The sequence below is a fragment of the Alteromonas aestuariivivens genome, assembly GCF_003367475.1.
Classification (GTDB): domain Bacteria; phylum Pseudomonadota; class Gammaproteobacteria; order Enterobacterales; family Alteromonadaceae; genus Alteromonas; species Alteromonas aestuariivivens.
The window spans coordinates 110,385-135,204 of the sequence record NZ_QRHA01000008.1 but is presented as its reverse complement, the minus strand read 5'-3'; the positions used below and the strand labels follow the sequence as shown (position 1 = coordinate 135,204).

Genomic DNA, 24,820 nt, shown 5'->3' with positions numbered 1-24,820 from the left:
CCCCATGCCCGACGCAGAAGTAGACGAATTACTGCAACTCGCCAAACGTGTTGCTGTAGAAGCCGGTCAGGCCGTTCTGGCTATATATGACAAGGGCGACTTCGAAAGTTACCAGAAAGACGACGACTCCCCGGTTACCAGCGCGGATTATCTCGCCAATGACATCATCAATCAAAGGCTTAGGGAAGCCACTCCTGACATACCCATCCTGTCGGAAGAAAACCAGCACGCCAGTCTGGCAGAACGCCAAACCTGGGACCGCTACTGGCTGATTGACCCTATCGACGGCACTCAGGAATTTATCGCCCGCAGCGGCGACTTTGCAGTGAATATAGCCTTAATCGAGCACAATGAACCTGTGATTGGGGTGATATTCTGGCCACCCGGGCAAAGCCTGTATTACGCCAGCAAAGGGCAGGGAGCTTACAAGGAAAGCCCGGGGGAAAACAGGCGGATCCACGTTCGCAAACTGCAGGACCCCCGGCAAAGTACGGTGATGATTGCCATTAGCCGGCGACAGGCACGCAGTAAAGTTATGAACCGCCTGTGTGCAAAACGGGTTTATCAGACCCTGCCGCTTGGCAGCTGCTCGCTAAAAGCCTGTTTCATTGCCGAGGGCAAGGCGGATGTGTTTATGCGCCTTGGTATCACCGGCGAGTGGGATACCGGCGCATGCCAGTGCATAGTCAGCGAAGCGGGGGGGCAAATCCTGGCGGCTGACTTTGAACCTCTGACCTACAATCAACGGAACTCGCTGGAAAACCCGGATTTCGTGGTGATGGGGGACCAACGGGTGCCCTGGCGCGACATCATTCAATATCACAAGGAATAACCCCATGTTTTTAAGAACCGTTTTGGCCGTATCCGGATTATGTGCAATGCCAGCCCTGGCTGCCTGGCAGTTGGATAAAAGTGCATCCAGCCTGCATTTCCTGACCACTAAAAACGCCCAGGTAACGGAAATTCATCAATTTACCGCCCTGAATGGATCGGTGTCTGATTCCGGCCAGTTAAGCGTGGAAGTGCCGTTGGCTTCGGTAAATACGTCGATCGAAATTCGTGACACACGCATGAAAGAACTGCTGTTTGACGTTGCGAACTTTCCGGTTGCGACCTTCACTGCGCAAGTACCGGAGAGCCTGCTCCGCACTCAAGCCGGCCAGACCTTGCAAGGCACGGTTGAGGGCAAGCTTACCCTGCATGGCACTGCAGCACCGGCCAGTTTCGAAGTTATCGTAAACCGGGTTGATGATGATACGCTGAGCGTAACGACGGTTTCTCCAACGCTGGTACAGGCCAAAGATTTCGCATTGGAAGAAGGCGTTGCAGCACTGCAAAAGATCGCGGGCCTCGATAGCATTACTCTTGCAGTTCCGGTGACCTTCTCGGTAACCTTCACCCGCTGAATGCTCAATCATCCAGATCAAAAAGCCCCGGGTTTACCGGGGCCTTTTGCATTAAAACCGAATTCAGGCAGCCGGAACCGCCAGAGGCCGCATAGGCAGGGGTTGCTGGTTTAGCTCCTGTATCTGCATAGGGTGCCAGTTTTCCTGCGGCAGTGCTGGCACAATGGCCTGCTGATGGCCAAGAGCAAAATTCTTCATCCCTACCCGCACACGCTTGAGTGCCATGTCTTCCCGGATCTCCTGCCCAATCACAAATATGCCAGCGCGTTTACTCCACACCCCGAGCATTTTACTGCTGCTCAGGCAAATCAGAGGAGCAGCCAGGGTCATCCCCAGCAGGACTGGCAACAACCACATAAACAGGGACGGTGTGTAATACCAGGTGGTTACACCCCACGCAACCGCAAGGCAACTCATGATCCGGGTTCGCTTCAGCGCCACTGTCCAAGGGACCATGCGCCCTTCACGGGCCTGTGCTTCCCACTTCACCTGATGACCGATAAATACGCTGATCACAAAAAAGCTGTGATAAAACATCATCAGAGGAGCAATCAGCACGGCCATAAGCACTTCCACCAGCGCCCCTTTTAGCAGCGCAAAAGTGCCACCAAATTCCTGCCTGCGCTGAATCAGCGCCAGCACGATGCCAAGCAGTTTAGGCATAAACAGCAAGGCCGCCGTCCCCCACATGGTCACCACCATCATATCCTGACGGGCAATTTGCCAGGTGGGAAACAACTGGTACTCGGAGGTAAAGAACTGCGGCACCGTACTGGCACGGATAAGGGCATCCACGGTTCCCAGCGCCAGCATCACGAACAGGATCAGCGATGAAATGTAGGCAAATGCGCCGAACAGGAAATGCATGCGACTGGTGGTTTTCAGACCTTTTACCCCCAGCAGACCCAAATGCTGAATGTTTCCCTGCACCCATCGACGGTCCCTCACAGCATAATCCACCAGATTACTCGGTACTTCCTCGTAGCTGCCATCGGTGTCAGTCAACAGAAAGCATTGCCACCCCGCCCGGCGCAACAGAGCCGCTTCAACGAAATCATGGCTGAGGATTTCACCGCCGAACGGTGCGCGACCATCCAGCGTGGGCAAGCCACAATGCTGCATAAAGGGCTGAATGCGAACAATGGCATTGTGGCCCCAATAGTTGGCACTGTCGGTTTGCCAGAATGACAGTCCGGTCGCCAGCATGGGGCTATACAGATGCGCAGCAAACTGTACAAAGCGCCCAAAGAAAGTATCCTGACGCACCGGCATAGGAATAGTCTGGATGAGGGCCGTATCCGGATTGGCTTCAATGCGCTTTGCCAGATCCAGCATACGCTCACCAGACATTACGCTGTCGGCGTCCAGCACTATCATGGATTCGTAGTGTGCGCCCCAGCGCTGACAAAAATCGGTCAGGTTCCCTACCTTACGGCCGGTATTCTGCTCCCGGCGGCGATAGAACACCTGGCTGGCGTAGTCACCCAAACGATTCGTCAGGCGTTGCCATGCCTTTAATTCCGCCTCTGCCAATTCAGCATCACGGGTATCACTAAGCATAAAGAAATCGAATTGACCACGGTATGCACTGGCCATGATTTCACGCACACAAGCTTCAAACCCAACCATAATCCGCTGGGTATCTTCGTTGTACACTGGCATAACAATGGCGTGACGCTGTTGCACCGGCGCCTCGACATCAGATTTAGCCAGCGTGCGACGCAAACTCAGGGGATCAATATTCAGGAGCTGAAACACAAATCCGACGACAGCGGTCCAAAAGGCCATAGACAACCAGCTGAACAGCATAAGACACAGCCCCAACTGCGCAATTTCCAGTTCGGTCAGGCCGTTGGGCCGAAAAATCTCATACAGGCTCCAGCCTGCCAACCCTGCTGTGGGAACAGCCAGCAAGGCCATAAAAAACAAACGTGCACGCTCACCCACCGCTGTCATTTTGCTCGCAGGGGCTGGTACCGAATGACGGGCGACCGGAATGATCGGTGCACTATTTCGGTTGATAGACATAATTCCAAACCTCGCTGATTTGATGCTCTTGGTGATTGATATACAACCGCATATCGACGGTTTCTTTGCCCTTGGGCACGACCACAAATGTGGCCCGGAGCTGACGGTCACCGTCCACCGGGTACAGGCGGGCCTGTTGCACGATGGCGTTACTGGCGTTAAGAGTCAGATTCAGGGCGTCCGCGGAGATATCCATGCCTTGGGGTTTAATGTAATCGACAACAAAACGCCGCGCCCCGGCCTCGCCTTTGGCCTTTTCACCCGGCAGTTGGGTGCTGCCCTGAGTGGTACGCACTACCGTAGCCAGTGCAACCGGCAACGGGTTCCTTTCCACCGTAGTCAGGGTGTACTCAAAGTAGCGACTTTGCCCGGCAGAAAACGGCTCTGATGGCACCCAATAGGCCACGATGTTGTCGTTAGTTTCGGAGTTGGTAGGGATTTCCACCACTTCCAGGCGCCCTTGCTCAAATCCGGCTTTCGGGCTAACCCAAAGCCCCGGGCGCAAATGATAATTGGCCTCTGCGTCCAGATAGCTGGCAAAATCAACATCACGCTGCAGCATGCCAAAACCCTGCGGGCTATCGTCGCTCAATGAGGTGATTTGCAGCCGCTGAGGGTTAGTCAGTGGGCGCCAGACTTGTTCACCGCTCCTGGTAACCATCAGTACACCATCGCTGTCGTGAACTTCCGGGCGGTAGTCATCCGGACGTAATGCAGAATTTTCACCGTACAGAAACATACTGGTGAAAGGCGCCACACCGAGTTTGCGCACATCTTCACGCGCAAACAACCAGCTTTTCACCTGCATTTGGGTATCTGAACCTGGCTGAATGACAAACTTGTACGCACCCGCAACTGACGGGCTTTCCAGACGCGCGTACACTGTGATCGGCCCGCCTTCTTCAGGTTCAATCAACCAGAATTTGGTGAAATGAGGAAATTCCTCACCTTCCGGTAGCCCGGTATCAATGGCCAACCCCCGGGCAGATAAACCATAAACATGATTCATGCCTACAAGGCGAAAATACGAAGCCCCGAGAAACACCGCAAATTCGTCTTTGTACTGCTGGTTTTTTATCGGGTAATGAATACGGAAACCCGCAAACCCGGAGTGTTCGTCGGTCAGCCCCGCCAGATGTTCCGCATTGGTGTCATAACGAAACATGCCGGAATCAAACGGCAGCACCGTTTCCGCGTTGTCACTGCCAACGGTAACCACAGTCACCGGCAGGGTGTACAAAAAACCGGGATGGAAAAACTGGATCTCGTAGTCGTTCTCGTCGTGCCAGAGACTGCGCTGCGCGTCGAAACGAATTGCCCGGTAGGCCTGATAATCCATGGACTTCAGCTTCGGATTCAGATCATGATCGTCAGTAATGTAATCGGCTTCCGCTGAAGCGCGGGCATCGGCAATAACCGAGCGTAAGATAGGCTTGGATTCAGCCGGCAAATTTGCGTCGTCTACCTGCACAGCGCCTGCATGGGCCACATACAACAGCGTGCCCACTATAGCCGTCAGAAACGACGAAATTCGGCGCATACGGGAAAAAGGCTTCGCTACGGGTCTGCCCGCAGTAGGAAGTTTATCGCCCGGTTGCATCGCGCTTGTCAGCATCAATTAAGCTCCTCGAAAATTGTTGCAAACGCTAGTGCAAAAGCCGATCCAACTGATTAAAAACGCCCCGCGAATATTTTTTTATTCATACAACACAAATAGTTATACGATTAAAAATTTATGCCAACTGCGCAATCTGGTTATTTCAGGCGCTCGCCAGCGCCCTGTCAGAAAGGGAAAACTGTTGGTTTTAAGCGACACTTTTAACTTCCTACTCATAATGCAGCGCCCCCCAAAAAGGGAAATTCGCGCAATTTCCACTCAGCACGCCGCCAATAAAAATTTCATTTTTCAATAAATTCAATTATTTACATTCATTTGGAAATTTCATATTCACAGAATGGCAAATGAGTGAGGTTTAGTGGGCCTAAATGAACGAATTTGTGGGCAGTATGGCGCAATAATGGCTACTGCCCAGGGGGTGGGACGACGGTAACAGTTTTGAGCCGGATGGCCTGGTAATCGGCAGCAAATATCTGCTCAACTCTCAGGTATACCTCAACGGGGAGTTCGCATTTTTTGAACAAGGTACTATGGACATTAATACCCTGACCCTGGCTGCCAGATATCGACTTCCCCTGAATACCACCACCGATGGTTACGCCGGAGCCAACTTCGAACGCTTTGATACCGATGGTGGGGACGATAACGGCATCAGCCTCAATGCCGGGATCCGGTCCATGGTAATGCCTAACATCGAACTGGGTGGTGAAGTGAGTTACTACAACCTGGACGACAGCGACATGGGTATTAAACTGTCAGGCAAATACTACATCAATCACCGGTGGGCCGTAGGTGCCAGCTTTGAGATGATCGATGATCGGGATGTGATGCAGGCAACAGCCCGCTACGTGTTTTGACGGGCATGCGATGGGCGGCATAACCGCTCATCGCGCACCCCTTTTGAATACGTTAACTATTCAGCTCCACCTGGCTCCCTTGCGGGCCTGATATCCACACTGTCATGCAATTCCGAATACATCAGTACTGCCTCCCCACTTTCCAGGTGGTCCAGTACCTGCTGCACTTTCTGTTCAAAAGTCGCTTCCCACTCTCCGTAGTCCGTACCTTCCCTCAACACAAAAGACTCGGCAATCGCTCTGAGCGTTTGTTTTTCCAATGCGTGTGGCGGAATGATCACATCAACCTCCTACTGATCCGTTGGCAGGTAATTACAAAAAAACGATTTCACCCGCGCATGCAGCCAGGTTTCAGGGCTAAAAATACTGCCCTGCATAAACCCGACATGCCCGCCTGTATCGCTCAGTTCAATGGTCACATCGGGCGCCAGCGCAGACTCTTCCGGAATGATTAAATGATTCATAAAGGGGTCATCAATGCTGTGCAACACCAGCGTCGGGCACCGTATGGCGCTGAGGAAATGAAACGCACTGCACTTTTCATAGTAATCATCGGCGTCAACAAATCCGTGTAGTGGTGCCGTAACGCAGTCGTCAAACTGGCGAAAATTCACAATACCATCCACCTCATTAGCAGAGAGCTGCAACAGTGGGCGATAATCGATTATCGCCATTTTCTGCTGAAGGGTGCACTTCATGCTTTTGAGTAAATAGGCCTGATAGATTCTTGAAAAGCCTTGGTCAATGCTGATGGCACACTCAGCCAGTTTCAATGGTGCTGACACTGATACCGCTGCCTGCAGCCAGTGCTGGGCAGGGTTTTCACCCAGTAGTTTGAGCAGCATATTGCCACCAAGGGAAAATCCTACCGCTACTTTGGGAACGTCAGGGTATCTCTGATGCAGTGTTTCAAGCACAAACGCCGGGTCGCCGGTTTCCCCGGAATGATACGCTCTTGGCAAACGATTCAACTCTCCACTGCAACCACGAAAATGCATCAGCACCACCTGCCAGCCGGCACCGCTCAGTCTGCCCATCATGTCATTGGCATAATGCGAGCGTATGCTGCCTTCCAGGCCGTGAAACATAACAACCAACCCCGTCATTTTTTCAGGCGCTGGCCCCCAGGCAAGATCAACAAAGTCGCCGTCCGGTAACGCCAAACGCTCCATTTGATAGGTCAGCGGTAAACGTCGCTGAACAAATCGCGGCCACATCGTCTGAACATGCCGGTTGCGCGCCCATCTCGGGGCCTCAAAGGCACTTTTTATTATTTTTCCATGTGTTAAATGCATAATTTTTTAAATGGCGCCGGGAGTTTTACTGAGCCCGCCGGAACTACCGAATGTTGATTGCCTGTTTTAATCTGTCCAGCGCCGTTTTATGATCGCGTAACGCAAACAGGTGAATAAACCCCGCTGCAGACGGGTTAAACGCCGTTTGGCTGGCGGTGGCAACTGGCAGCGCATTGAATACCTCCACCAGGCATTGTTGCTGCGCCGACTCAAGCTGCAACTCCTCATCTTTAAGTGACTGGTAACGGCTGCTGCCTTTGGCCTCTCGCCGAACCTGGCGATGTTCCTTCAACTCAGCCTCGTGCTTGCTGATAGCCTGGGCCAGCGTCTGCCACTGTGGCAGGGTTAACATCACCCGGCGCTTCATACACCAGCACAGCAGCAACAACATGTTGATGTTTACGCCGTATTCGTCCTGCAGGCTCAATGCAAGGGCTTCAAATCCCGGTTGGGCATACCAGTCAAGGCTGAATTGCCAGAAGGTTTCAGCCGTCAATTTCGGATTCATATTGGGCCTTGGCGTGTTCCAGCGACTCCTGGGCGGCAAGCCACTCCATTTCGTGTTCTTCCAGCAGTGCTTTCCATTCGCTCTGCTCCTTCAGATACTGCATCAGCTCGGCTTTGTTTATGTCTTCATACAATTCCGGGCGGGCCAGTTCATTTTCCAGCACGGTCAGTTTGCTGTTTAGCTGATCCATGGCTTTTTCATGTTTATCGATGGCCTTTTTAAGTGGTGCTACCGACTGACGAAACTCCGCTTCACGCCGCTTTTCCGCCTTGCGATCCGGTTTTGGCCTCGAATCCAAAACCTCAGACGGCGCGCTTTGCTGTTTCAGGATCCAGTCGCGATAATCGTCCAGGTCTCCGGCAAATGGCTCAACCTTGCCACTGTCGACCAGATAGAAATCTTCACACGCAGAGGACAGCAAATAGCGGTCGTGCGAAACCAGCACCATGGCCCCTTCAAACCCCTGCAAAGCCAGGTTCAGCGCATGTCGCATTTCCAAATCTAGGTGGTTGGTTGGTTCGTCGAGTAACAACAGGTTGGGCTTTTGATACACAATCAGCGCGAGGACCAGACGGGCCTTTTCACCGCCTGACATGGGGGCCACTTCCGCCACAGCCTGATCGCCATGGAATCCAAAACCGCCCAGATAATCTCTCAATTGCTGTTCGGTGGCTTTGCTATCGAGCCGCTGCAGATGCAGTAAAGCTGACGCCTTTGGGTCCAGTGTTTCCAGCTGATGCTGGGCAAAATACCCGACATTCAACCCTTTCGCCGCTGAAAAGTGGCCCTGCATGGGCGCATGCACACCGGCGAGTAATTTAATCAGGGTCGACTTGCCCTGGCCATTTCGCCCCAGCAAACCGATACGGCTGCCTGGCACCAGATTCAGTTTGACCTGTTTGAGGATCACGTTACTGCCGTATCCCAGTTGAATATCGTCCATTTGGATCAATGGGTTAGGCAATCCGGTTGGTGGTGCGAAATCGAAACTGAATTCACTGGCGATGTGGGCGGGCAACAGGGCTTCCATTTTCTCCAGCTGTTTGATGCGGCTTTGTGCCTGTTTGGCTTTGCTGGCCTTGGCTTTGAACCGGGTAATAAACGATTCAAGGTGGGCAATTTTGTCCTGTTGCTTCTGATATTCTATGTTCTGTTGGCGTATGCGCTCGGCACGCTGTGTTTCATACGCCGAATAGTTTCCGCTGTAGGTGATCAGCTTTTGTGACTCGACACTGATAATATGGCTGACCGTGTTGTCGATAAAGGCCTTGTCGTGTGAGATCAGCAGCAGGGTACCGGTATAGCGCTGCAGCCACTTTTCCAGCCATATCACGGCGTCTAAATCCAGATGGTTGGTGGGTTCATCGAGCAACAATAAATCCGACGGGCACAAAAGTGCCTGGGCCAGGTTCAGACGCATTCTCCAACCACCGGAGAAATCGGTAACCGGCGCCGACAATTGCGCAGTAGAAAAGCCCAAACCGGCTAGAATGGTTGCCGCCCGAGCCTCCACATCGTAGGCCCTGGCCTGATGCAACTGGTCATGCAACTGCCCCATCTTCTCACCGTCATGAGCCTGCTCTGCCTGCTGAAGCGCATTTTGCAACTGACGCAAATGGCGGTCACCGTCTATCACATAATCGATTGCCCCCCGATCAACGGCGGGTGTTTCCTGTGCAACGCTAACAATACGCCAGTGGCCCGGTACTTGTGAATCCCCGGCATCCAGCGACAACTCACCCCGCAAAAGAGCAAACAGAGAGGACTTCCCACACCCGTTACTGCCGATAAGCGCAGCTTTCTGACCAGGATTTACCTGCGCTGAAGCCTGCTCCAGCAGCACTTTTGTTCCCCGCATCAATGTGACATCAGTTAGCTTGATCATGTCCTGCAATACTTTGAAATGACAACGGCGCATGATAGCAAACTCAGACCTGACTCGCCCAGCCTATTGCAGAAGCAACCAGTATCCAATCAACCGTGCAAATGAGGTATACTTCGAGCGTTAACATTACCACCTTCGTGAATTATGCAAAAACGAACCAAACGCCGCTTTATCGCCGGGGCTACCTGCCCAAAATGCAAAGCCACTGACACCATCATGTTATTTTTTGAAAATAACGTGGAAAAGCTGGAATGCGTAAAATGCGGTTATGCCGAATCGCAAACAGAACAGCCTGTTGCCTCTGCAACCCGCCAGAATGAAAACGTTATTGGGGTGTTTAAACCTGAGTAATTTGCAAATCCCGCATCCGCCATGAAATGCGGGGGCTTTGCTGGCAACTCTTAATAGTGAGGCGGCGGGGTCTCTTCTGATTGCTTGGCAATACCAGAAGGCTGCATGGCTTTGACTTTATCCATAACGTGGCGCAGCTGGCGCTCCAATTTTTCGATCTGATGCTGCTGGCTGGTCAGCGCGTCGTTGAGCAGTTCAATGGTGTGCTCCTGGAATGCAACCTTGGTTTGCAAATCTTCAATTGCCTGTTCACAGTATTGAACGGCTTGGGCGGGATCAGTCATCGGGTAATGTCCACAATTCGGCCAACCCGCTGCTGCTTTCGGACAGGATTTTGTCGCTTCCTACAAATCCTACCCCGTAAACTACAGCCGTGGGCGGCGATTTATTCTTTCTGGCGGCAACCCGCCATTCTCCAACCAGTTCGCCGGATTCCACGTCCCACAGGTTCATTCGGCGGGCAGGCGAGCCCGTTAGCAGATAACGGCCATCTTCGGAAAACACGGCGTCGGTAAATATTTTCTGCCGCGCAATATACTTTAAATTACTTACCGGCGCACCGGTTTGTACATTCCATATTTGAGATTTGCGCGTACTGTCTGTGGTAAAGGCATACCGCCCTTTGTCGTCTATGGCAACCAGGGTTACCCGGCTTCCATGGGCGAAAGTATGGATGATTTGGCCCGTGTCGGTGCTCCACAAATAGGCCATATAATCATTACCGCCGCTGAGGGCGTACTTCCCATTGGGCGAAATATCAATGCTGTTGATCTTCTCCTGATGGCCCAGAAATTCAAGCCGTCGGCCGGAGGAGGGCTCAAAATACATGATTTTTCCGTTCGAGCGCCCAACCAATATTCCTTCGCCTCTGTTAGAAACCGCAACGTCACGTATCGTCGACTCGTCGATACGCCAGAAACCTATCGGCTCACCACTTTCCAGGCTCCATAACGCAAACGCTTCACGATCAGAAGTAACCACATAGCGACTGTCGGATGATATGTGGACCTGTACCACCAGATTGCTGCCGTCTCCCTGGTGGCTCCACTGGTATAAAGGCTTAGTGTGATTGGTATGCCACACATTAATGCCATTGTTCACTCCGGATACCACTGAGTACTGTCCGTCGGCCGAAACATCCGCCGCGAATGCCCCTTCTTCTGCGTGTTGCCAGCGCGCAACGGGGGTTGTGTCAGGAACGGAGCAACCGGCAACACTTGCCAATAACACACTGAAAGGTAAGATTCTTTTGAACAAAATGTTATGAATCATGTCAAATGGGTTTCGCTTTACCACTGCTGGGTTTACCATAGCATGGAACCTGAATTCTGAGTATGGTGTCAGCGCTGCCTCTTAGGGTTTATCTGTTAGCGGCTGATCACAATACACAATCATCAAATAATGGAGATGTCATATGCAAAAGTCGCTCATCGCTTTGTCGACGATCGCAGCACTGGGGTTGTTTGCCTGCCAGCCCAAAACTACGGAATCAACGTCTGAACAACCCGTCGCAGAAACCTCTGGCGAGGGAGTAGCCGCCGACAAGATGACTGACGCGCAAAAGCAAGCTTACGCCATGGGTGCCAGTATGGGGCTGTTCGTAAACAGCCGCGCCGAACAACAGGCCGAACTGGGCGAGGCACTGGATCGCGAAGCATTGAAACAGGGCTTTGAAGATGGTCTGGCCGATACTCTGAAGTTCAGCCAGCAGGAAATCCAGCAGTTTGCACAGCAGGGTGAACAGGCTTTGCGGGCAAAACAGCAGGAAATGGCTGATGCTGCTGCTGAAAAGAATATCGCAGAGGGTAAGGCCTATCTGGAGGAAAATGGTCAGCGCGAAGGCGTGAAAACCACCGAATCCGGCCTGCAGTACGAAGTGCTGGAAACCGGTGACGGCCTTTCTCCCCAAGCCACTGACACGGTTAAAGTGCACTATCGTGGCACTTTACTGGACGGTACCGAGTTTGACTCTTCATACGCGCGCGGCGAACCGGCTGTATTTCCATTGAACCGGGTTATTCCGGGATGGACTGAAGGTGTTCAGCTGATGAACGAAGGTGCCAAGTTCCGTTTCTACATTCCGTCCGAACTGGCTTACGGCCCGCGTTCCACCGGTAAGATCACGCCAAATTCCACGCTGATTTTTGACGTGAAGCTCATTGAAGTAGTGCCGCAGGAAGAAGAAGCCGCACCTCAGGAATAACTTTCTGAACTAACAAAAGAGAAAGCCGACGAATTAACGTCGGCTTTCGTATTTGTGAGTCAGCGTGATCCTTGCCTACCTTATCCCTACGTGCATGTCGCCTGTTATGGTGCAAGCGCGTGCCCAAATCGTTATTCGGGCCATTCGTTTATGCTTTGGTAACTCCGAATTGTCACTTCCTATTATAGCGCACAGAAGGCGCTACTTCGGATCAATTTGGACTAAAAGCCCAACTGATATAGCGTTTCGCTTTATACCCTGACGCCACAGATAGCCGAGGCTAACTGAACAGTTGTTTGCGACGTGCGGGCCGGGTTCGCAATGTGGCGCATTGCCGCAGAATAACGTGCCCGACTTTATAGAGAATCAGCCCGCCGACAAGATAGCAAGCAGTCCGCAGACTGTCGATGCGTATCAGGACATCCAGCAAACCGACCACCACAAGCATGATTCCGGTCAGGAACAGCATAAAACCAATGAGTGTTGCTGCGGTAGCTCCCGCAGTTGGAGAATGCACATCTGTGTGGGGTTGAACCTTGCGCATGTGAGAGAACTCGCTAAGCGAATGAACGGTTAAAATTTGTGGGATGTTAACTATGACCACCTCATGCCTCACCTGTTCATTTTTTATACTACAAAGAACCCCCGATGAACAGTCCGATGTGTTGACTTTGTTGGCTTGTGTTAGCTGGCAAAGCGGGATCCCAGGCTTCGGAGCACTGGGAACATAGAAGGATTAGGCCTGTTTGAACGCCTGGCGGTATTCAATGTGGTTGATGTACCAATCACGGGTTCCGGCCGGGGTGGTCACGGTACACACATCATCCACCTCTTTTTTTAGCAGCGCCCGGGCCATGGGGGAGTCAATGGAAATGCAGTCTTTCTGATCGCCGTAAATTTCTTCCGGTCCGACAATGCGAAACCGCTTGGTATCTCCAGCTTCATTTTCAATTTCAACCCAGGCACCGAAGAATACCTTACCTTCCTGCTCGGGGGCGTAATGCACCACCTTCAATTCAGGCAGAAGCTTGCGCAAATAACGCACACGGCGATCGATTTGCCGCAGTAAACGTTTGTTGTAGGTGTAGTCGGCATTCTCCGAGCGGTCGCCGAGACTGGCAGCCCAACTGACTATCTTGGTAATTTCCGGGCGCTTCTCAAACCAAAGATGATCGTGCTCGTCTTTGAGTTTTTTATAACCTTCCGGAGTGACAAGTTTTGTTTTCAAATGTGATCAACCTATGCCAAACATTTTGCCCAGCTGAATATGGTCAAATAGGGCATTCACAAGAGAACCGGCCATAATCAATTACTTCCCACCAGAGCGCGCCATTGCCACTGCGGGTGCGCCAGCCCCAATACCGCTGCGAAGCGCTGGTAATCCTCTTGGCCCATCGCGGAGGCCACGGCCTTGATTAACGAACGCGCCCGCACAGCTTTGGTCTGTAACAAATTCAATCGCCTGTCAGCCTTTTCGTCAAATTCGCTGGCCAGAATCTGTTCAACTTTTTCGCTTGCAGCCCAATGCTCAAGTACATGTTCAATTAGGCGAATGTGTACACCTATCATTCGCTTACTGCCCAGTAAGCGGGAGAACTCAGTATTACGAAGTGTGGCCTCATACTGGGCCTCGGTAACATCCAATGCTGCGATTTGAAGTTGTTTGAGGATACTCTGGTACTGCGCCAGCAGTTTACGATGTGCAGCCGATGCGTAGTCGTGGGCATCAAGCAAGCCCAGGTCATCACACAGAATGTCCAGATTCACCAGTTGTCGCTGCAAAGAGGGCATAGGTTAACCGCAGTAGCCAAATAAAAGAGGCTAAAGCTTTACTCACCGGCAAGTCAAACCTTTATCTTTCGAGCAGGTTATTTTTGCCCTTCGGCAATATGAATTGCCCGACAAATCGGGCTTCTCCCTGATTCAAGGGATGGTATACTTGCGCCACATTTTTTTAAGAACTCTGCATTGTAAAACCGCCGCGAAAATTTAGCCTTATGCGCCAGGCGGGCATTGCCCAAGGATTCAAGTCTCAGAGCCCATTATGATCATAAAGACCCTTGCCGAAGAACTTTCCGTTAATCCCAGTCAGGTAGAAGCCGCTGTTGCCCTGCTGGACGAAGGGGCTACCGTACCCTTTATCGCGCGATACAGAAAAGAAGCCACCCAAGGCCTGGATGATACCCAGTTACGGAATCTGGAACAGCGTTTAACCTATTTGCGGGAACTGGAAGACCGCCGCGGTGTGATCCTCAAATCCATCGAAGAGCAGGGCAAACTGAGTGACGAGCTCAAAACCCAGATCCTGTCTGCAGACAGCAAAACCACACTGGAAGATTTGTACCTTCCTTATAAACCCCGCCGACGCACCAAAGGCCAAATTGCCATTGAGGCTGGTCTGGAGCCTTTGGCGAATGCCCTGTTTAATGATCCGGAGCTGGACCCGGAAGCTTGTGCATCGGACTACATCAGCGCCGAAAAAGGTGTGGCTGACACCAAAGCAGCTCTGGAAGGCGCGCGCTACATCCTGATGGAACGATTTGCCGAAGATGCCGCACTGTTGGCAAAAATCCGCCGGTATTTGAACGAAAATGCTTTTGTCAGCAGTAAAGTTGCCCCCGGTAAAGACCAGGAAGCCATCAAGTACAAAGACTATTTCGATCATCAGGAAAAGCTTAAAACCGTGCCGTCACACCGTGCACTGGCTATGTTCCGCGGGCGCAACGAGGGAATGCTTCACATCCAGCTGTTGGCCGATCCCAACAATGAGGATCCGATGCAGCCTTCATACTGTGAGCACATCATCGCCGAACACTACCAGATCTCGCACCGGAACCGCCCGGCAGACAACTTCCTCAAGCAGGTAGTGCAGTGGGCATGGAAAATCAAAATAGCCCTGCATATGGAAACCGAGCTGTTTGCCACACTGCGTGAACAGGCCGAAGAAGAAGCCATTAGCGTATTTGCCAAAAACCTCAATGACCTGCTGATGGCTGCGCCCGCTGGAGCGAAGACAACAATGGGGCTGGACCCTGGCCTGCGGACCGGGGTTAAGGTTGCGGTTGTCGACGCGACCGGCAAGGTACTGACCACCAATACCATTTTCCCGCATGCGCCGCAAAACCAGTGGGACAAAGCCATGCGCACCCTCGCCAACCTGTGTCAGTTGCACAAAGTAGACCTGATAAGTATTGGCAACGGCACCGGGTCGCGAGAAACCGACAAACTGGTGGCAGACATGATGAAGGCCCACCCGGAGCTGAAGGTTCAGAAGATTATGGTCAGCGAAGCGGGCGCTTCGGTTTACTCCGCATCTGAGCTGGCTTCCAAGGAGTTGCCAGGAATGGACGTTTCGTTGCGTGGCGCGGTATCAATTGCCCGACGCCTGCAGGACCCATTGGCGGAACTGGTAAAAATTGAACCCAAAGCCATAGGCGTAGGCCAGTACCAGCACGACGTCAGCCAGTCCCAACTGGGCAAGTCGCTGGACACAGTAATAGAAGACTGTGTAAATGCAGTAGGTGTAGACCTGAACACTGCATCGCCAGCATTGCTGAGTTATGTATCGGGTTTGAACAAAACCTTGGCTCACAACATCGTTCAGTTTCGTGACGCCAACGGTGCCTTCTCGGACCGCAAAGGTCTGCTAAAAGTTGAACGACTGGGCCCCAAAGCCTTTGAGCAGGCGGCCGGATTCCTGCGTATTGTCAATGGCACTAACCCTTTGGATGCCTCTGCCGTTCACCCGGAGGCCTATCCGGTAGTGGATACCATCGTCGATCGCACCCAGGTGGCGGTAAACGATTTGATCGGCAATTCAGATTTGTTACGCAAACTCGCACCAGAGGACTTTACCAGTGACGAGTTTGGCGTGTTCACCATTAAAGACATCCTCAAGGAACTGGACAAGCCCGGCCGCGACCCCCGCCCGGAATTTAAAACCGCAACCTTCAAGGAAGGTGTTGAAACACTGGCTGACCTTAAAGTTGGTATGATCCTCGAAGGTGTGGTCAGCAATGTCGCCAATTTTGGTGCTTTTGTGGATGTGGGTGTTCACCAGGACGGGTTGGTACACATTTCGGCGATGACTAATAAATTCATCAGTGATCCCCGGGAAGTGGTGAAGGCGGGAGACATCGTTAAAGTCAAAGTGCTGGAAGTGGACGTGGCACGCAAGCGCATATCATTCACTATGCGTCTGGACGACACTCCTGCACCGGCGAAACCCGGAACACCACGAAACGCTAAACCTGGCAACAAGGCCCGCAGCGCTGGCAAAGCCAAACCTGCAGCCTCTTCAGCCAACAGTGCAATGGGCAATGCCTTTGCAGATGCATTCGCCAAAGCAAAACAGAAATAATGGCAGGGCCTCAGGCGCTGGCTGAAAAGCCGGTGTCCTGAGCGTCAGAGACGGACTGATAGAATTGCTGTATACGGTTGATACGCTGCTGAAGGGGGTGACTCTCCATCGCAAGCGTGCGGGTACTCATGCCCTCGGAAACCGCATCGCGCAGCCCCTGAAACGTCCTTCGCGGTGCACTGACACCACCTTCCTGAACAATCTGTTCCAATGAAGGGGGCGCTTGCTCCACATTCCCTTTAACGCCTGCTGCATTGCTCTGGGCACTCTGATCACTGGCCAGCTCTGCCCGGGCCTGATTGGCTTTCTGCATCGCTTCAGAGGCAACTTTCAGATCCTGTACGGAAGGCTCAGCTGGCGCAAGTGCAGCATCACGTACCTGCTGCATTTTACGAATGGTTTGCTCTGGAGTAGGGGCTTCTGATACGTCTATGCTAACCTCACCGCCTACTGCATAACGCTTGCCGTCAGGCCCCATTTCATAATCGTATCTGGGGGTGCCCGCATACTGACCACCAGTATTGGCGTGCGCCTGCTCATGTTGCCTTACTTCGGCATCCCTGGCCTTGAGCTGCTCTATTTTGCGCTGCTCCTGCTGATCTTGCTGACGCTGCTCCGCATCATCACGCCCCGCGCTCTGTTGCTGCCCATTGTCCCTGTTCAGGCCGTCACCTGAAGACGCATCAGGCTGGACTTCGCCTGCCTGATGAGGACGCTCATAGGTCACCGGGTGGGGTGGCTGGCCAGGATTTCGGGCTTTGTCTGACTCAGAGCCAAGGCCTTTACCAGATGCCCCCTGTTCCGGGTTGGATGACTGGGGAATGGTCTCTCGCAGCGCATTATCCCTTCTCGCCGCCTCTGTATTTACGTTAGCGGTCGGGTAGGCCAGGGTTGTGGGTAGTGGCGTAACGAGCGACATGGGATCAGGTCAGGATATCAATGATGGTGCCAACAGTATCGTAGGCCTTATCCATCACTTTGGCGGACGCCTGGGCGTTAACACTGTGTAATTTGAGGGACACCAAATCAGCCATTGGAGAAGATTCCGACGCAGGCAACATCTGACGTATGTTTTGAAGGCCCGACAAGGATGCTTTGGCCAGCACTTGCCCTGGCCCATTTTCCTCGACACTTTGCTGCGCTGTACGCTGGGCAATACTCATCGAAGCCTGGGTCACGCCCTGATAGGCTTTATTCAACCCGAACTGGCTGGATATTATGGCCGAATTGATATGGTTATCAACGACTCCCGACATACTACTACCCCTTTCCTCTCGCGAACAATTATTAACCAATTCAGCTTGAAAGCAAAGCACATATCACATGTTCAACAGATAAACAGGAAAAATTCGCTCACGATGAGGGCTTTCTGGCAATCAGATAACCCTGCAACGAGGTTACCCCTGTGGCCAAATCAGTAAACTCCTGATACGCCAGAGGCACCTCTTCAACACTGCGCTGAAAGGCCTGCTGAACCAGGGCATTCCCCCCAACGCTGCCAACCTGAACACAGCCGAGCTGCTTACTCCACATAAGGCTTCGCCGCATGGCGTCCATCGCCTCAGGGGTGGCCAGTACATTGTGGTCGGTAAAATGGTCCAGCCTGCACCAGTTCGGACTGGGGCGCCGGGCTAACAGGGTGTAGAAACTTTCGCGCCGCTCGCGGGTGGCTTCAAAGTTAATCACGCCCGCAGATTCAATCACAAGTACCGAGCCAACCCAGCGAAAATCAAGCGAACCATGAGCCTTTAGCATTTCTGTTTGCCTCGGTGTGTTCTGCTGCCTGGCAACAGCTAGCGGACGCGGGAGTGCATAAACTGACGAATGATATCCGCCGACTGCTGGGGATGGGATATGAAGGGCGCGTGCGCTGCATGCGGAAGTACCACTGCGTCTGATGACGGATGTAACTGACAAATAGCGTCGATACCGGTGGTGGGAACCAGGCTGTCCAGCCGCCCGTAAAGCCGCAGCGTAGGCTGCCGGATACGCCCTATGTCCTGACGGATGTCCTCGCTGGATAGCAGAGCCAGCCCCTCTTTAAGAGCAACCGCGGAGGGGTCTGGAAAGCGGGTTATCTGGCTGCGGATGGCCTTGATGTCCTGGCGGGCGGTGTCACTGCCCATAGCCTGAATGGCCAGAAATCTCTCCAGTGTCTTACGGTAATTTTTTTCCAGCTGATTCTCAAACTCAGTCAGCAGTTCGGCCGAAATGCCCGGCCAGCCCGGGCCGGCAACAAACCTCGGGGTACTGGCGATGGTAATTAACCCCGCAACCTTCTCACTGATCAGCGCCAGTTTCTGCGCCACCAGCCCTCCCAGAGACCACCCAACCACAACACAATTATGTGGCAGGCATGGGGCGATAACCCCGGCCAGAGACTCCACCGAATAGGGTTCGGGGATAATGCCGTTGTTTTCTCCAAACCCGGGTAAATCAATGGTGGTCAGCCGGTGGTCATTGGTCAGGTAGGGAGCGAACTCCGTAAATACCCCTGAATTCATCCCCCAGCCGTGCAGGAAAACCAGATCCTTTCCTGTACCTTGAGAACGGGTGATTAAGCCATGTAGAACGTTAGAATTAAGCACTCAGAATACCCCCAATGTCGCTCGCGAGAGTTTAGCACAGCTGTTGGAAGGATACGTATATGGCAAAAGCACAAAAATTGTTCACATTGCTGCGCAACAAAGCCAATTTAAGCTGCTGTTTGTGCCACCAAAGCAGCGGCTCGTGGGTCTGCCGGTTTTGCCAGGACGACACCCTGTTCTATGCAGATTCCTCATGGCCCTGCAATTTGCTGTTGCGGCCCGAAATAGCCCGTCATGTGGAACATTCAGCCTATGATAGCCTGCAGTCATGCGGCTGGTACACATGGCCGTTTGATGAACTCATTTGCAGCCTCAAGTTTAATCGTCGCAGTCTCTGTGCGACAGTTCTGGCTGACTGGTTTTGTCAGTTCGCCCTTCAGACTGACACACCACTGCCACAGTGCCTATTACCTGTCCCCATACACTACCGGCGTTATATGAGCCGACACTTCAATCAGTCCACCGAGATTGCACTGTGGCTAAGCCGGTTGCTGGGAATTGCCGTAAACACCCAGTGGGCGAGAAGAATCCGAGGCCGGGATCAGCACAGCCTGGGGCGGCAACAGCGGCTTTTGAACCTGCGCCAGGCCTTCAGGGCAACGCCTGTGTTTGACTATCAACATGTTGCGATTGTCGACGACGTGATCACCACCGGCAGCACAGTTAACGAGCTGGCTCGACAATTAAAGCAGGCCAACCCCAAACTTCACATTTCGGTCTGGGCGATGGCTGTCACGCCTGCCAAGGCAGGCCTGGCCCGCTAATCAACGAATATGTCCGGACTGAAAAATAGCATTACTGAGCAGCTTGTCGGTGCCGTACCAGTATCCCCGGAACATAGGGTTATCCACCAGGCCAACAACCACGCCAAGCCCTTTGATCTGGGCCACTGCGGCGGTACTTCCAGCGATCAGACTGACCAGTTCCGGTGCACTGAAACCCGCCAGCAGCGGCTCGTCGGTGTAGTAAGCTGCAGGGATATAAGGTGAAGCATCCGTTTTTAACACCATGTTACTGGTTTTAAACAGCGGCAGTTTGTCCCCGGAAAAACCATAAAACAATGGATGGGTGACATCGATGTGGGCTTCATAAACCGCCCCGGCAATGATCTTGTTTGCTTCGTACGCATCTTTATCTGCGAATTTCAGGTTTTCCGTTTCAAAGGCTTCATCAATCTTGCTGCCCTTGAGCACCCTGATATCCAACCAGTCCTGTTTAGCAAACAAGCGCAAGGCGGACTTATGACCAATCAGTACCCCGCCTTTGGTCACCCAGGTACCAATGTCGATAAGCGCGCCTTCCGACAGGCCATCGTAGCTGCCACTGGCGAAAATCATGTGGGTGTAATCTGACAGAGCTATCAGAGCCAGGCGATCCTTATCAACAATAGTCACCGGCAGTCCGACTCGGGTGTCTAGATAATGCCAGATCTCACCCACCTCATACTGACTGGTACCCGGGCCACCAATCAACAATATTTTTGGCTGTTCCACCGGCACCATCTGGCGGCTGCCCAGATCAATACCTGCAGAGGTAAGGCCGGTTTTGATTTCAAATACCGGAATGTGCAGAGCCTGAGAAAACTGATTCAGTAACGTAACCAAATCGCCTGGCTGAGAAAGATTACCAGGTATGACTATGGCACCCGATGAAAACTGATGCTCCTCTCCGCTGGCCAGCAACGCAGTAAAACCCGTTCCGGCCGAACGCACTTTGACGCCGGCTTGTAATAAACCTTGCAATAATGCAGGAGCGTAGTAATGCTGCCAGTCAAAAGCATAAGCGTAAGCGCCGGGATTTACAGGCTGAGAATGCGGCTGCAGCCAGTCCTCCGGAATCGCCACCGTCGCCAGACTACGTCCCTGCCGTTTACTCACCGGCATATAGGCGGCATTGAACGCCAACGCTAAATTCCAGTTCGACACATCGTAAAACGTATTGTCTTCAAAGGTTTTTTGGGTAGAAAACAGCGAACGAATCAAGCGGTACTGGGGCTGCTCAAGGGGCACATAAATACTTTTATTAGCCTCAAAACTTCGGCCGTCCTGCGCAAAATTCCGGTTGAGTAGCTGGGCCTGAATCTGATGCTGTTTGAGCAACGTCAACAGGGCATTGAAACGGCCCGGATCCTCATCGAGGCTAACCAGATAGCCGGCGTATTCATCTTTGGCAGCCAGCGCCCGGGTTTCTTTCACAAACTGCCGTTGATATTCGAGAATTGCCGCTTTATTTGCTAACCCTCCTCTGAGGGTACTTAGTGATGTCGTCACATGATTCTGAATGGTCTGCTCAAACGCCAGCGGCCCGTTAACTGTATCCTGCAGGTGCCCCCGACTGCTCGCCTGTTCGAAGAGGATGCCAATGCTACCGTGAGCATCCGGGTAGGTTGACCCCTTGCCAAGATAAAAATCGTCGAAGGCTTCTTCGGTAAAATACAGTTGCCCGGCCGCATCAAAGGCGCTGGCATGAAACTTCGCTATCGCTTCAGTGAGGGTAACGTTGCCGTCGGGAGTCAGCGGATTTTTTCGCGAGCGCACGCCCGGTTGGAAGAAATAGCTGCTGTTGGAGCCCATCTCATGATGGTCGGTCAGAATGTGCGGGCGCCAGTGATGAAACTGTCGAATACGGGCCTGTGATTCCGGATGGGTCAGCAGCAACCAGTCGCGGTTCAAATCAAACCAGTAATGATTGGTTCGCCCGGAAGGCCAGCCTTCCTTGTGCTCGCGATGCTCAGGGTCGGCCACCAGGGTTTTACCTTTATGCATATTTGCCCACTGAGCAAACCGCGCCAGCCCGTCCGGGTTAAACGATGGGTCCAGCAATACAATATTGTCCCTCAACAGCTGTTCAATCTCCGGCCCCTGCGCTGCCGCAAGGTAATACGCCACCACCATGGCAGCGTTGCTGCCTGACGGTTCGTTGCCGTGGATGCTGTAGCCCAGGTAGAAAACCAGGGGGTCGGTGGCGGCAGGGGAGTCGCCGGTCTGGATATTTTCAAGATGTTTTTCACGCATTGAAACCAGCTTACCCTGGTTGCTCTGTGCGGTAATGGTCAGCAGCAAAAGAGGCCGGTTTTCATGGCTGCGCCCGGTTTCTTCAATGCGCACCCGGGGGGACGATTCAGCCAGGCTCTGCATGTACCCGACTAACTGATCGTGGCGAATGTGCCAGGCGCCCACGTTGGCCCCAAGAAAGGCTTCCGGCGTTGGTACAGATGGGTCAAACTGAATGTTTTCAGGCAGGTATTCTGCGATAGGCTTACCACCTCTCTCCTGCGGCAACGGCGAAGCAGCGTGCGCGTGCCCCGCGCTCAGTGCCATCATTAGCAGTATTGGCCGCGTACACCCCACAGAATTCCACGCAAAAACCTTACTTAAGGCTCCGAATAACAACCACATACCCCTCATAACTTTTCCATCCGCTTGGTAATGCCGAGCTTCATCCCGTTGAATGATAATTCAATCAATACTTGACTGTTTTACTCAGGTAAATTTGTTATCATTAGCCCATTAACGACTAATAGCAGGACTTGTTAATGATCACTATATCAGAAGAAGCACAGGCCCACTTTGTAAAATTACTGGAAAAACAAGAGACTGGCACCAACATTCGGGTTTTTGTGGTTAACCCCGGAACCTCTACCGCTGAATGTGGTGTATCGTACTGCCCGCCGGACGCCGTTGAACCCAACGATGTTCGCCTGCCGTTCAACGGTTTTGATGCCGTAGTTGACGAAGAAAGCGCGCCGTATCTTGAAGAAGCGGAAATCGACTTTGTAACCGACCAGATGGGTTCACAACTCACCCTCAAGGCCCCAAATGCCAAAGCTCGTAAAGTGTCTGATGATGCACCACTGGTAGAACGGGTTAACTACATGATCGATTCTGAAATCAATCCGCAACTGGCCAGCCATGGCGGGAAAGTTATGCTCACTGAGATCACTGAAGACGGCTATGCTGTTCTGCAGTTTGGTGGTGGCTGTAATGGCTGTTCCATGGTTGACGTTACATTAAAAGAAGGCATTGAAAAACAAATGCTTGAGCAGTTTGCAGGCGAGCTAAACGGTGTGCGCGATGCCACCGAGCACCAGGCGGGCGAACACTCCTATTACTGAGCCCATGCAACAGAGCCCTGAAGCCTCATCTAAACCCAACCGGTTACCCAGATGGTTGGGTGTTGGCCTTTCACCCCATCAAAGCTGGCAGCGCTTCCTGACCGGGTTGGCGGTGTTTATGGCCGGACTGTCGGGGCTTGTTCTACTCAGCGAACGCCATGCTGTCGCCAACGGGCTGGCGCTTGTGGTATTACTGGGTGGATTTGCGATTGCCATGACCGGCTATGCTGGCATTTTTGTCCAGAGGTTCAGCGGGTTACGGCAACTCAGGGACAAGTCAGTAAATTTCGACGACTGAGCCAGCAGAATGTAGCCCCTAGGCTCAGCCCCCGGGCCAGCAGGAAAGCCAGCAAGGCGTACCACAAAGCAACATTACCCAACTCCCTGGTACTCCACCACACCGGAAAGAACACCACTGCAGCACTGATGAACATGGTGTCGCGCATGGCTTTGGAGCGAGTCAGGCCAACAAACACACCGTCAAATAAAAAGCACCAGTGTGCCAGCAGTGGCAGTGCAACCATCAACGGCAGATAGGCGTATGTCGCTCTTTGCAATTCCTGCATATCCGTCAGCCAGTTCACTATGCGCTCACCCATTGTGAAGAAAAGCACGGCATACAAAATCGCAAACAGTGAAGACCACACTAATCCCTGGTGAGTGTGAGCTCGGATACCGTGTGTTTTTCTGCCCCCACAGGCTTCTGCCACCAAAGCTTCGACGGCATAGGCCACACCATCAAGCCCAAGGGCAATGAGTACAAAAAACTGCATCAGAATGGCATTAACGGCTGCCGAAGTTTCTCCCAAGCGGGCTCCCTGAAGGGTGATAAAGGCAATGCAGGCCTGCAAAATCAAATTTCTGAGCAACATATTACCGTTCAGTTTCAACAGCATTTTACGCGCCACCTGATTGAACCAGCCCCGTTGCGGGCGAACAGATTTGCACCGCCGTAACGCCAGCCACAGTGCCAGAACTGCCATGCAGTACTCGGCGGCAACACTGGCGAGAGCTACACCTTTTACCGACCAGTTCAGGCCCATAACCAGATAGACATCCAGCACTGCGTTTAACAGATTCCCCAATACCTGAATAGCCAGCACATGGCGAGTCATCTGTTGCCCTACCAGCCAACCCACCAGCACAAGGTTAAGCATGGCGGCGGGCGCTCCCCACACCCGAACCTGAAAGTAGCTCACAATATGCCCGGATACCTCGGCTGAACTGTCTGCCAGCGCCAGCCCCGCCTGCAATATCAGCGATTGCACCACCAGCAGAACCAGACCGAGTATCAGGGCCAGGCTACCGGTTTGCATCAGTACCCGTGCAGAAGCCAGCGTGGGATCTTCAGGATCGCCTTTGGCCTGGCCGCTCAACCCAGTGGCTGACATACGCAAGAAGCCGCAAACCCAGTAAATTTGAGTTAGAATCAGTGCTCCGATGGAGGCACCGGCCAGCATCGCTGGGGTATCCATGTGCCCCAATACCGCCGTATCCACCAGCCCAAGCAGGGGAGTGGTAACATTGGCCAGGATCATCGGAAACGCAATGGCGAGCAGTTTTTGGTGCGCATTCCATTCTACAGCCATAAAAATCAGTTGCTTAAA

26 protein-coding genes are annotated in these 24,820 nt (G+C 52.8%); 9 read left to right on the top strand and 17 right to left on the bottom strand.

Annotated elements, in window-relative coordinates:
* Positions 1-4: 4 nt before the first annotated feature.
* Both cysQ and DXV75_RS12410 read left to right on the top strand, forming a co-directional pair.
* Positions 5-832, top strand: coding sequence for a 3'(2'),5'-bisphosphate nucleotidase CysQ (gene cysQ, locus DXV75_RS12415; protein WP_115593737.1), 828 nt, complete (start codon positions 5-7; stop codon positions 830-832).
* Positions 833-836: 4 nt separating this feature from the next.
* Positions 837-1,406 (top strand): YceI family protein, encoded by a 570-nt coding sequence (locus tag DXV75_RS12410; RefSeq protein ID WP_115593736.1) that lies wholly within the window; start codon positions 837-839, stop codon positions 1,404-1,406.
* A gap of 63 nt (positions 1,407-1,469) precedes the next feature.
* Here DXV75_RS12410 and mdoH read toward each other — a convergent pair whose 3' ends face one another.
* Together mdoH and DXV75_RS12400 are read right to left on the bottom strand one after the other, a co-directional pair.
* A complete protein-coding gene (gene mdoH / locus DXV75_RS12405; RefSeq protein WP_115593735.1) occupies positions 1,470-3,434 on the bottom strand; it encodes a glucans biosynthesis glucosyltransferase MdoH in 1,965 nt (654 codons plus the stop codon).
* Positions 3,415-5,049: an OpgD/OpgG family glucan biosynthesis protein gene (locus DXV75_RS12400; RefSeq protein WP_245953200.1), complete on the bottom strand. Its 1,635-nt coding sequence runs from the start codon at positions 5,047-5,049 to the stop codon at positions 3,415-3,417. Before DXV75_RS12400 ends, mdoH begins: the two co-directional genes overlap by 20 nt.
* Positions 5,050-5,459: 410 nt before the next feature.
* Between DXV75_RS12400 and DXV75_RS12390 the strand changes: the two genes are divergently transcribed.
* Positions 5,460-5,909 (top strand): outer membrane beta-barrel protein, encoded by a 450-nt coding sequence (locus tag DXV75_RS12390; RefSeq protein ID WP_115593733.1) that lies wholly within the window; start codon positions 5,460-5,462, stop codon positions 5,907-5,909.
* Positions 5,910-5,965: 56 nt separating this feature from the next.
* Here the strand turns inward: DXV75_RS12390 and DXV75_RS12385 are convergent, their stop codons facing one another.
* Genes DXV75_RS12385 through DXV75_RS12370 form a run of 4 tightly spaced genes read right to left on the bottom strand, consistent with a single transcriptional unit; the run spans position 5,966 to position 9,597 of the window.
* Positions 5,966-6,190 carry a YheU family protein gene (locus DXV75_RS12385; RefSeq protein WP_115593732.1) on the bottom strand — a complete coding sequence of 75 codons (225 nt, stop codon included), beginning with the start codon at positions 6,188-6,190 and terminating at the stop codon, positions 5,966-5,968.
* Between the two features lie 9 nt (positions 6,191-6,199).
* Positions 6,200-7,204, bottom strand: a complete 1,005-nt coding sequence (locus tag DXV75_RS12380; RefSeq protein WP_115593731.1) for a hydrolase — start codon at positions 7,202-7,204, stop codon at positions 6,200-6,202.
* A gap of 43 nt (positions 7,205-7,247) precedes the next feature.
* Positions 7,248-7,712 (bottom strand): TIGR02444 family protein, encoded by a 465-nt coding sequence (locus tag DXV75_RS12375; RefSeq protein ID WP_115593730.1) that lies wholly within the window; start codon positions 7,710-7,712, stop codon positions 7,248-7,250.
* Positions 7,690-9,597 carry an ATP-binding cassette domain-containing protein gene (locus tag DXV75_RS12370; RefSeq protein WP_115593788.1) on the bottom strand — a complete coding sequence of 636 codons (1,908 nt, stop codon included), beginning with the start codon at positions 9,595-9,597 and terminating at the stop codon, positions 7,690-7,692. Before DXV75_RS12370 ends, DXV75_RS12375 begins: the two co-directional genes overlap by 23 nt.
* 144 nt (positions 9,598-9,741) lie before the next feature.
* Between DXV75_RS12370 and DXV75_RS12365 the strand changes: the two genes are divergently transcribed.
* Positions 9,742-9,948 (top strand): YheV family putative zinc ribbon protein, encoded by a 207-nt coding sequence (locus tag DXV75_RS12365; protein ID WP_115593729.1) that lies wholly within the window; start codon positions 9,742-9,744, stop codon positions 9,946-9,948.
* A 50-nt stretch (positions 9,949-9,998) separates the two neighbouring features.
* On the opposite strand, the gene DXV75_RS12360 is transcribed toward DXV75_RS12365, so the two are convergent.
* Together DXV75_RS12360 and DXV75_RS12355 are read right to left on the bottom strand one after the other, a co-directional pair.
* Positions 9,999-10,232 carry a SlyX family protein gene (locus DXV75_RS12360; protein ID WP_115593728.1) on the bottom strand — a complete coding sequence of 78 codons (234 nt, stop codon included), beginning with the start codon at positions 10,230-10,232 and terminating at the stop codon, positions 9,999-10,001.
* A complete protein-coding gene (locus tag DXV75_RS12355; protein ID WP_115593787.1) occupies positions 10,225-11,220 on the bottom strand; it encodes a WD40 repeat domain-containing protein in 996 nt (331 codons plus the stop codon). Before DXV75_RS12355 ends, DXV75_RS12360 begins: the two co-directional genes overlap by 8 nt.
* A gap of 142 nt (positions 11,221-11,362) precedes the next feature.
* Here DXV75_RS12355 and fkpA point away from each other — a divergent pair, with 142 nt between their 5' ends.
* On the top strand, positions 11,363-12,151 hold the full coding sequence (fkpA, locus tag DXV75_RS12350) for an FKBP-type peptidyl-prolyl cis-trans isomerase (protein WP_115593727.1): 789 nt from the start codon (positions 11,363-11,365) through the stop codon (positions 12,149-12,151).
* A 280-nt stretch (positions 12,152-12,431) separates the two neighbouring features.
* Here the strand turns inward: fkpA and DXV75_RS12345 are convergent, their stop codons facing one another.
* The 3 genes from DXV75_RS12345 to DXV75_RS12335 form a co-directional block, all read right to left on the bottom strand.
* The gene (locus DXV75_RS12345) at positions 12,432-12,695 is read right to left on the bottom strand and encodes a hypothetical protein (RefSeq protein WP_147291830.1); all 264 of its coding nucleotides are present in this window, start codon (positions 12,693-12,695) and stop codon (positions 12,432-12,434) included.
* Between the two features lie 192 nt (positions 12,696-12,887).
* Entirely contained in the window at positions 12,888-13,379 is a 492-nt protein-coding gene (greB, locus tag DXV75_RS12340) for a transcription elongation factor GreB (protein WP_115593725.1), read from the bottom strand.
* Between the two features lie 77 nt (positions 13,380-13,456).
* Positions 13,457-13,942, bottom strand: a complete 486-nt coding sequence (locus tag DXV75_RS12335; RefSeq protein ID WP_115593724.1) for a hypothetical protein — start codon at positions 13,940-13,942, stop codon at positions 13,457-13,459.
* A 253-nt stretch (positions 13,943-14,195) separates the two neighbouring features.
* Between DXV75_RS12335 and DXV75_RS12330 the strand changes: the two genes are divergently transcribed.
* Positions 14,196-16,511: a Tex family protein gene (locus DXV75_RS12330; protein WP_115593723.1), complete on the top strand. Its 2,316-nt coding sequence runs from the start codon at positions 14,196-14,198 to the stop codon at positions 16,509-16,511.
* Between the two features lie 10 nt (positions 16,512-16,521).
* On the opposite strand, the gene DXV75_RS12325 is transcribed toward DXV75_RS12330, so the two are convergent.
* From DXV75_RS12325 to bioH, 4 genes are all read right to left on the bottom strand, one after another.
* A complete protein-coding gene (locus tag DXV75_RS12325) occupies positions 16,522-17,430 on the bottom strand; it encodes a putative metalloprotease CJM1_0395 family protein (RefSeq protein WP_115593722.1) in 909 nt (302 codons plus the stop codon).
* A gap of 4 nt (positions 17,431-17,434) precedes the next feature.
* Positions 17,435-17,767, bottom strand: a complete 333-nt coding sequence (locus DXV75_RS12320; RefSeq protein ID WP_115593721.1) for a hypothetical protein — start codon at positions 17,765-17,767, stop codon at positions 17,435-17,437.
* 97 nt (positions 17,768-17,864) lie between these two features.
* Positions 17,865-18,266 (bottom strand): hypothetical protein, encoded by a 402-nt coding sequence (locus DXV75_RS12315; RefSeq protein ID WP_115593720.1) that lies wholly within the window; start codon positions 18,264-18,266, stop codon positions 17,865-17,867.
* A gap of 38 nt (positions 18,267-18,304) precedes the next feature.
* A complete protein-coding gene (bioH, locus tag DXV75_RS12310; protein ID WP_281268916.1) occupies positions 18,305-19,099 on the bottom strand; it encodes a pimeloyl-ACP methyl ester esterase BioH in 795 nt (264 codons plus the stop codon).
* 59 nt (positions 19,100-19,158) lie between these two features.
* Here bioH and DXV75_RS12305 point away from each other — a divergent pair, with 59 nt between their 5' ends.
* On the top strand, positions 19,159-19,863 hold the full coding sequence (locus tag DXV75_RS12305) for a ComF family protein (protein ID WP_115593718.1): 705 nt from the start codon (positions 19,159-19,161) through the stop codon (positions 19,861-19,863).
* Here the strand turns inward: DXV75_RS12305 and DXV75_RS12300 are convergent, their stop codons facing one another.
* Positions 19,864-22,422 (bottom strand): M14 metallopeptidase family protein, encoded by a 2,559-nt coding sequence (locus tag DXV75_RS12300; RefSeq protein WP_245953199.1) that lies wholly within the window; start codon positions 22,420-22,422, stop codon positions 19,864-19,866. It lies immediately after the preceding gene.
* Positions 22,423-22,634: 212 nt separating this feature from the next.
* Here DXV75_RS12300 and nfuA point away from each other — a divergent pair, with 212 nt between their 5' ends.
* Positions 22,635-23,213, top strand: a complete 579-nt coding sequence (nfuA, locus tag DXV75_RS12295; RefSeq protein ID WP_115593717.1) for a Fe-S biogenesis protein NfuA — start codon at positions 22,635-22,637, stop codon at positions 23,211-23,213.
* Positions 23,173-23,511, top strand: a complete 339-nt coding sequence (locus DXV75_RS17235) for a hypothetical protein (RefSeq protein WP_245953208.1) — start codon at positions 23,173-23,175, stop codon at positions 23,509-23,511. Before nfuA ends, DXV75_RS17235 begins: the two co-directional genes overlap by 41 nt.
* Here DXV75_RS17235 and DXV75_RS12285 read toward each other — a convergent pair.
* Positions 23,480-24,802, bottom strand: coding sequence for an MATE family efflux transporter (locus DXV75_RS12285; protein ID WP_245953198.1), 1,323 nt, complete (start codon positions 24,800-24,802; stop codon positions 23,480-23,482). The genes DXV75_RS17235 and DXV75_RS12285 overlap by 32 nt on opposite strands.
* Positions 24,803-24,820: the final 18 nt, after the last annotated feature.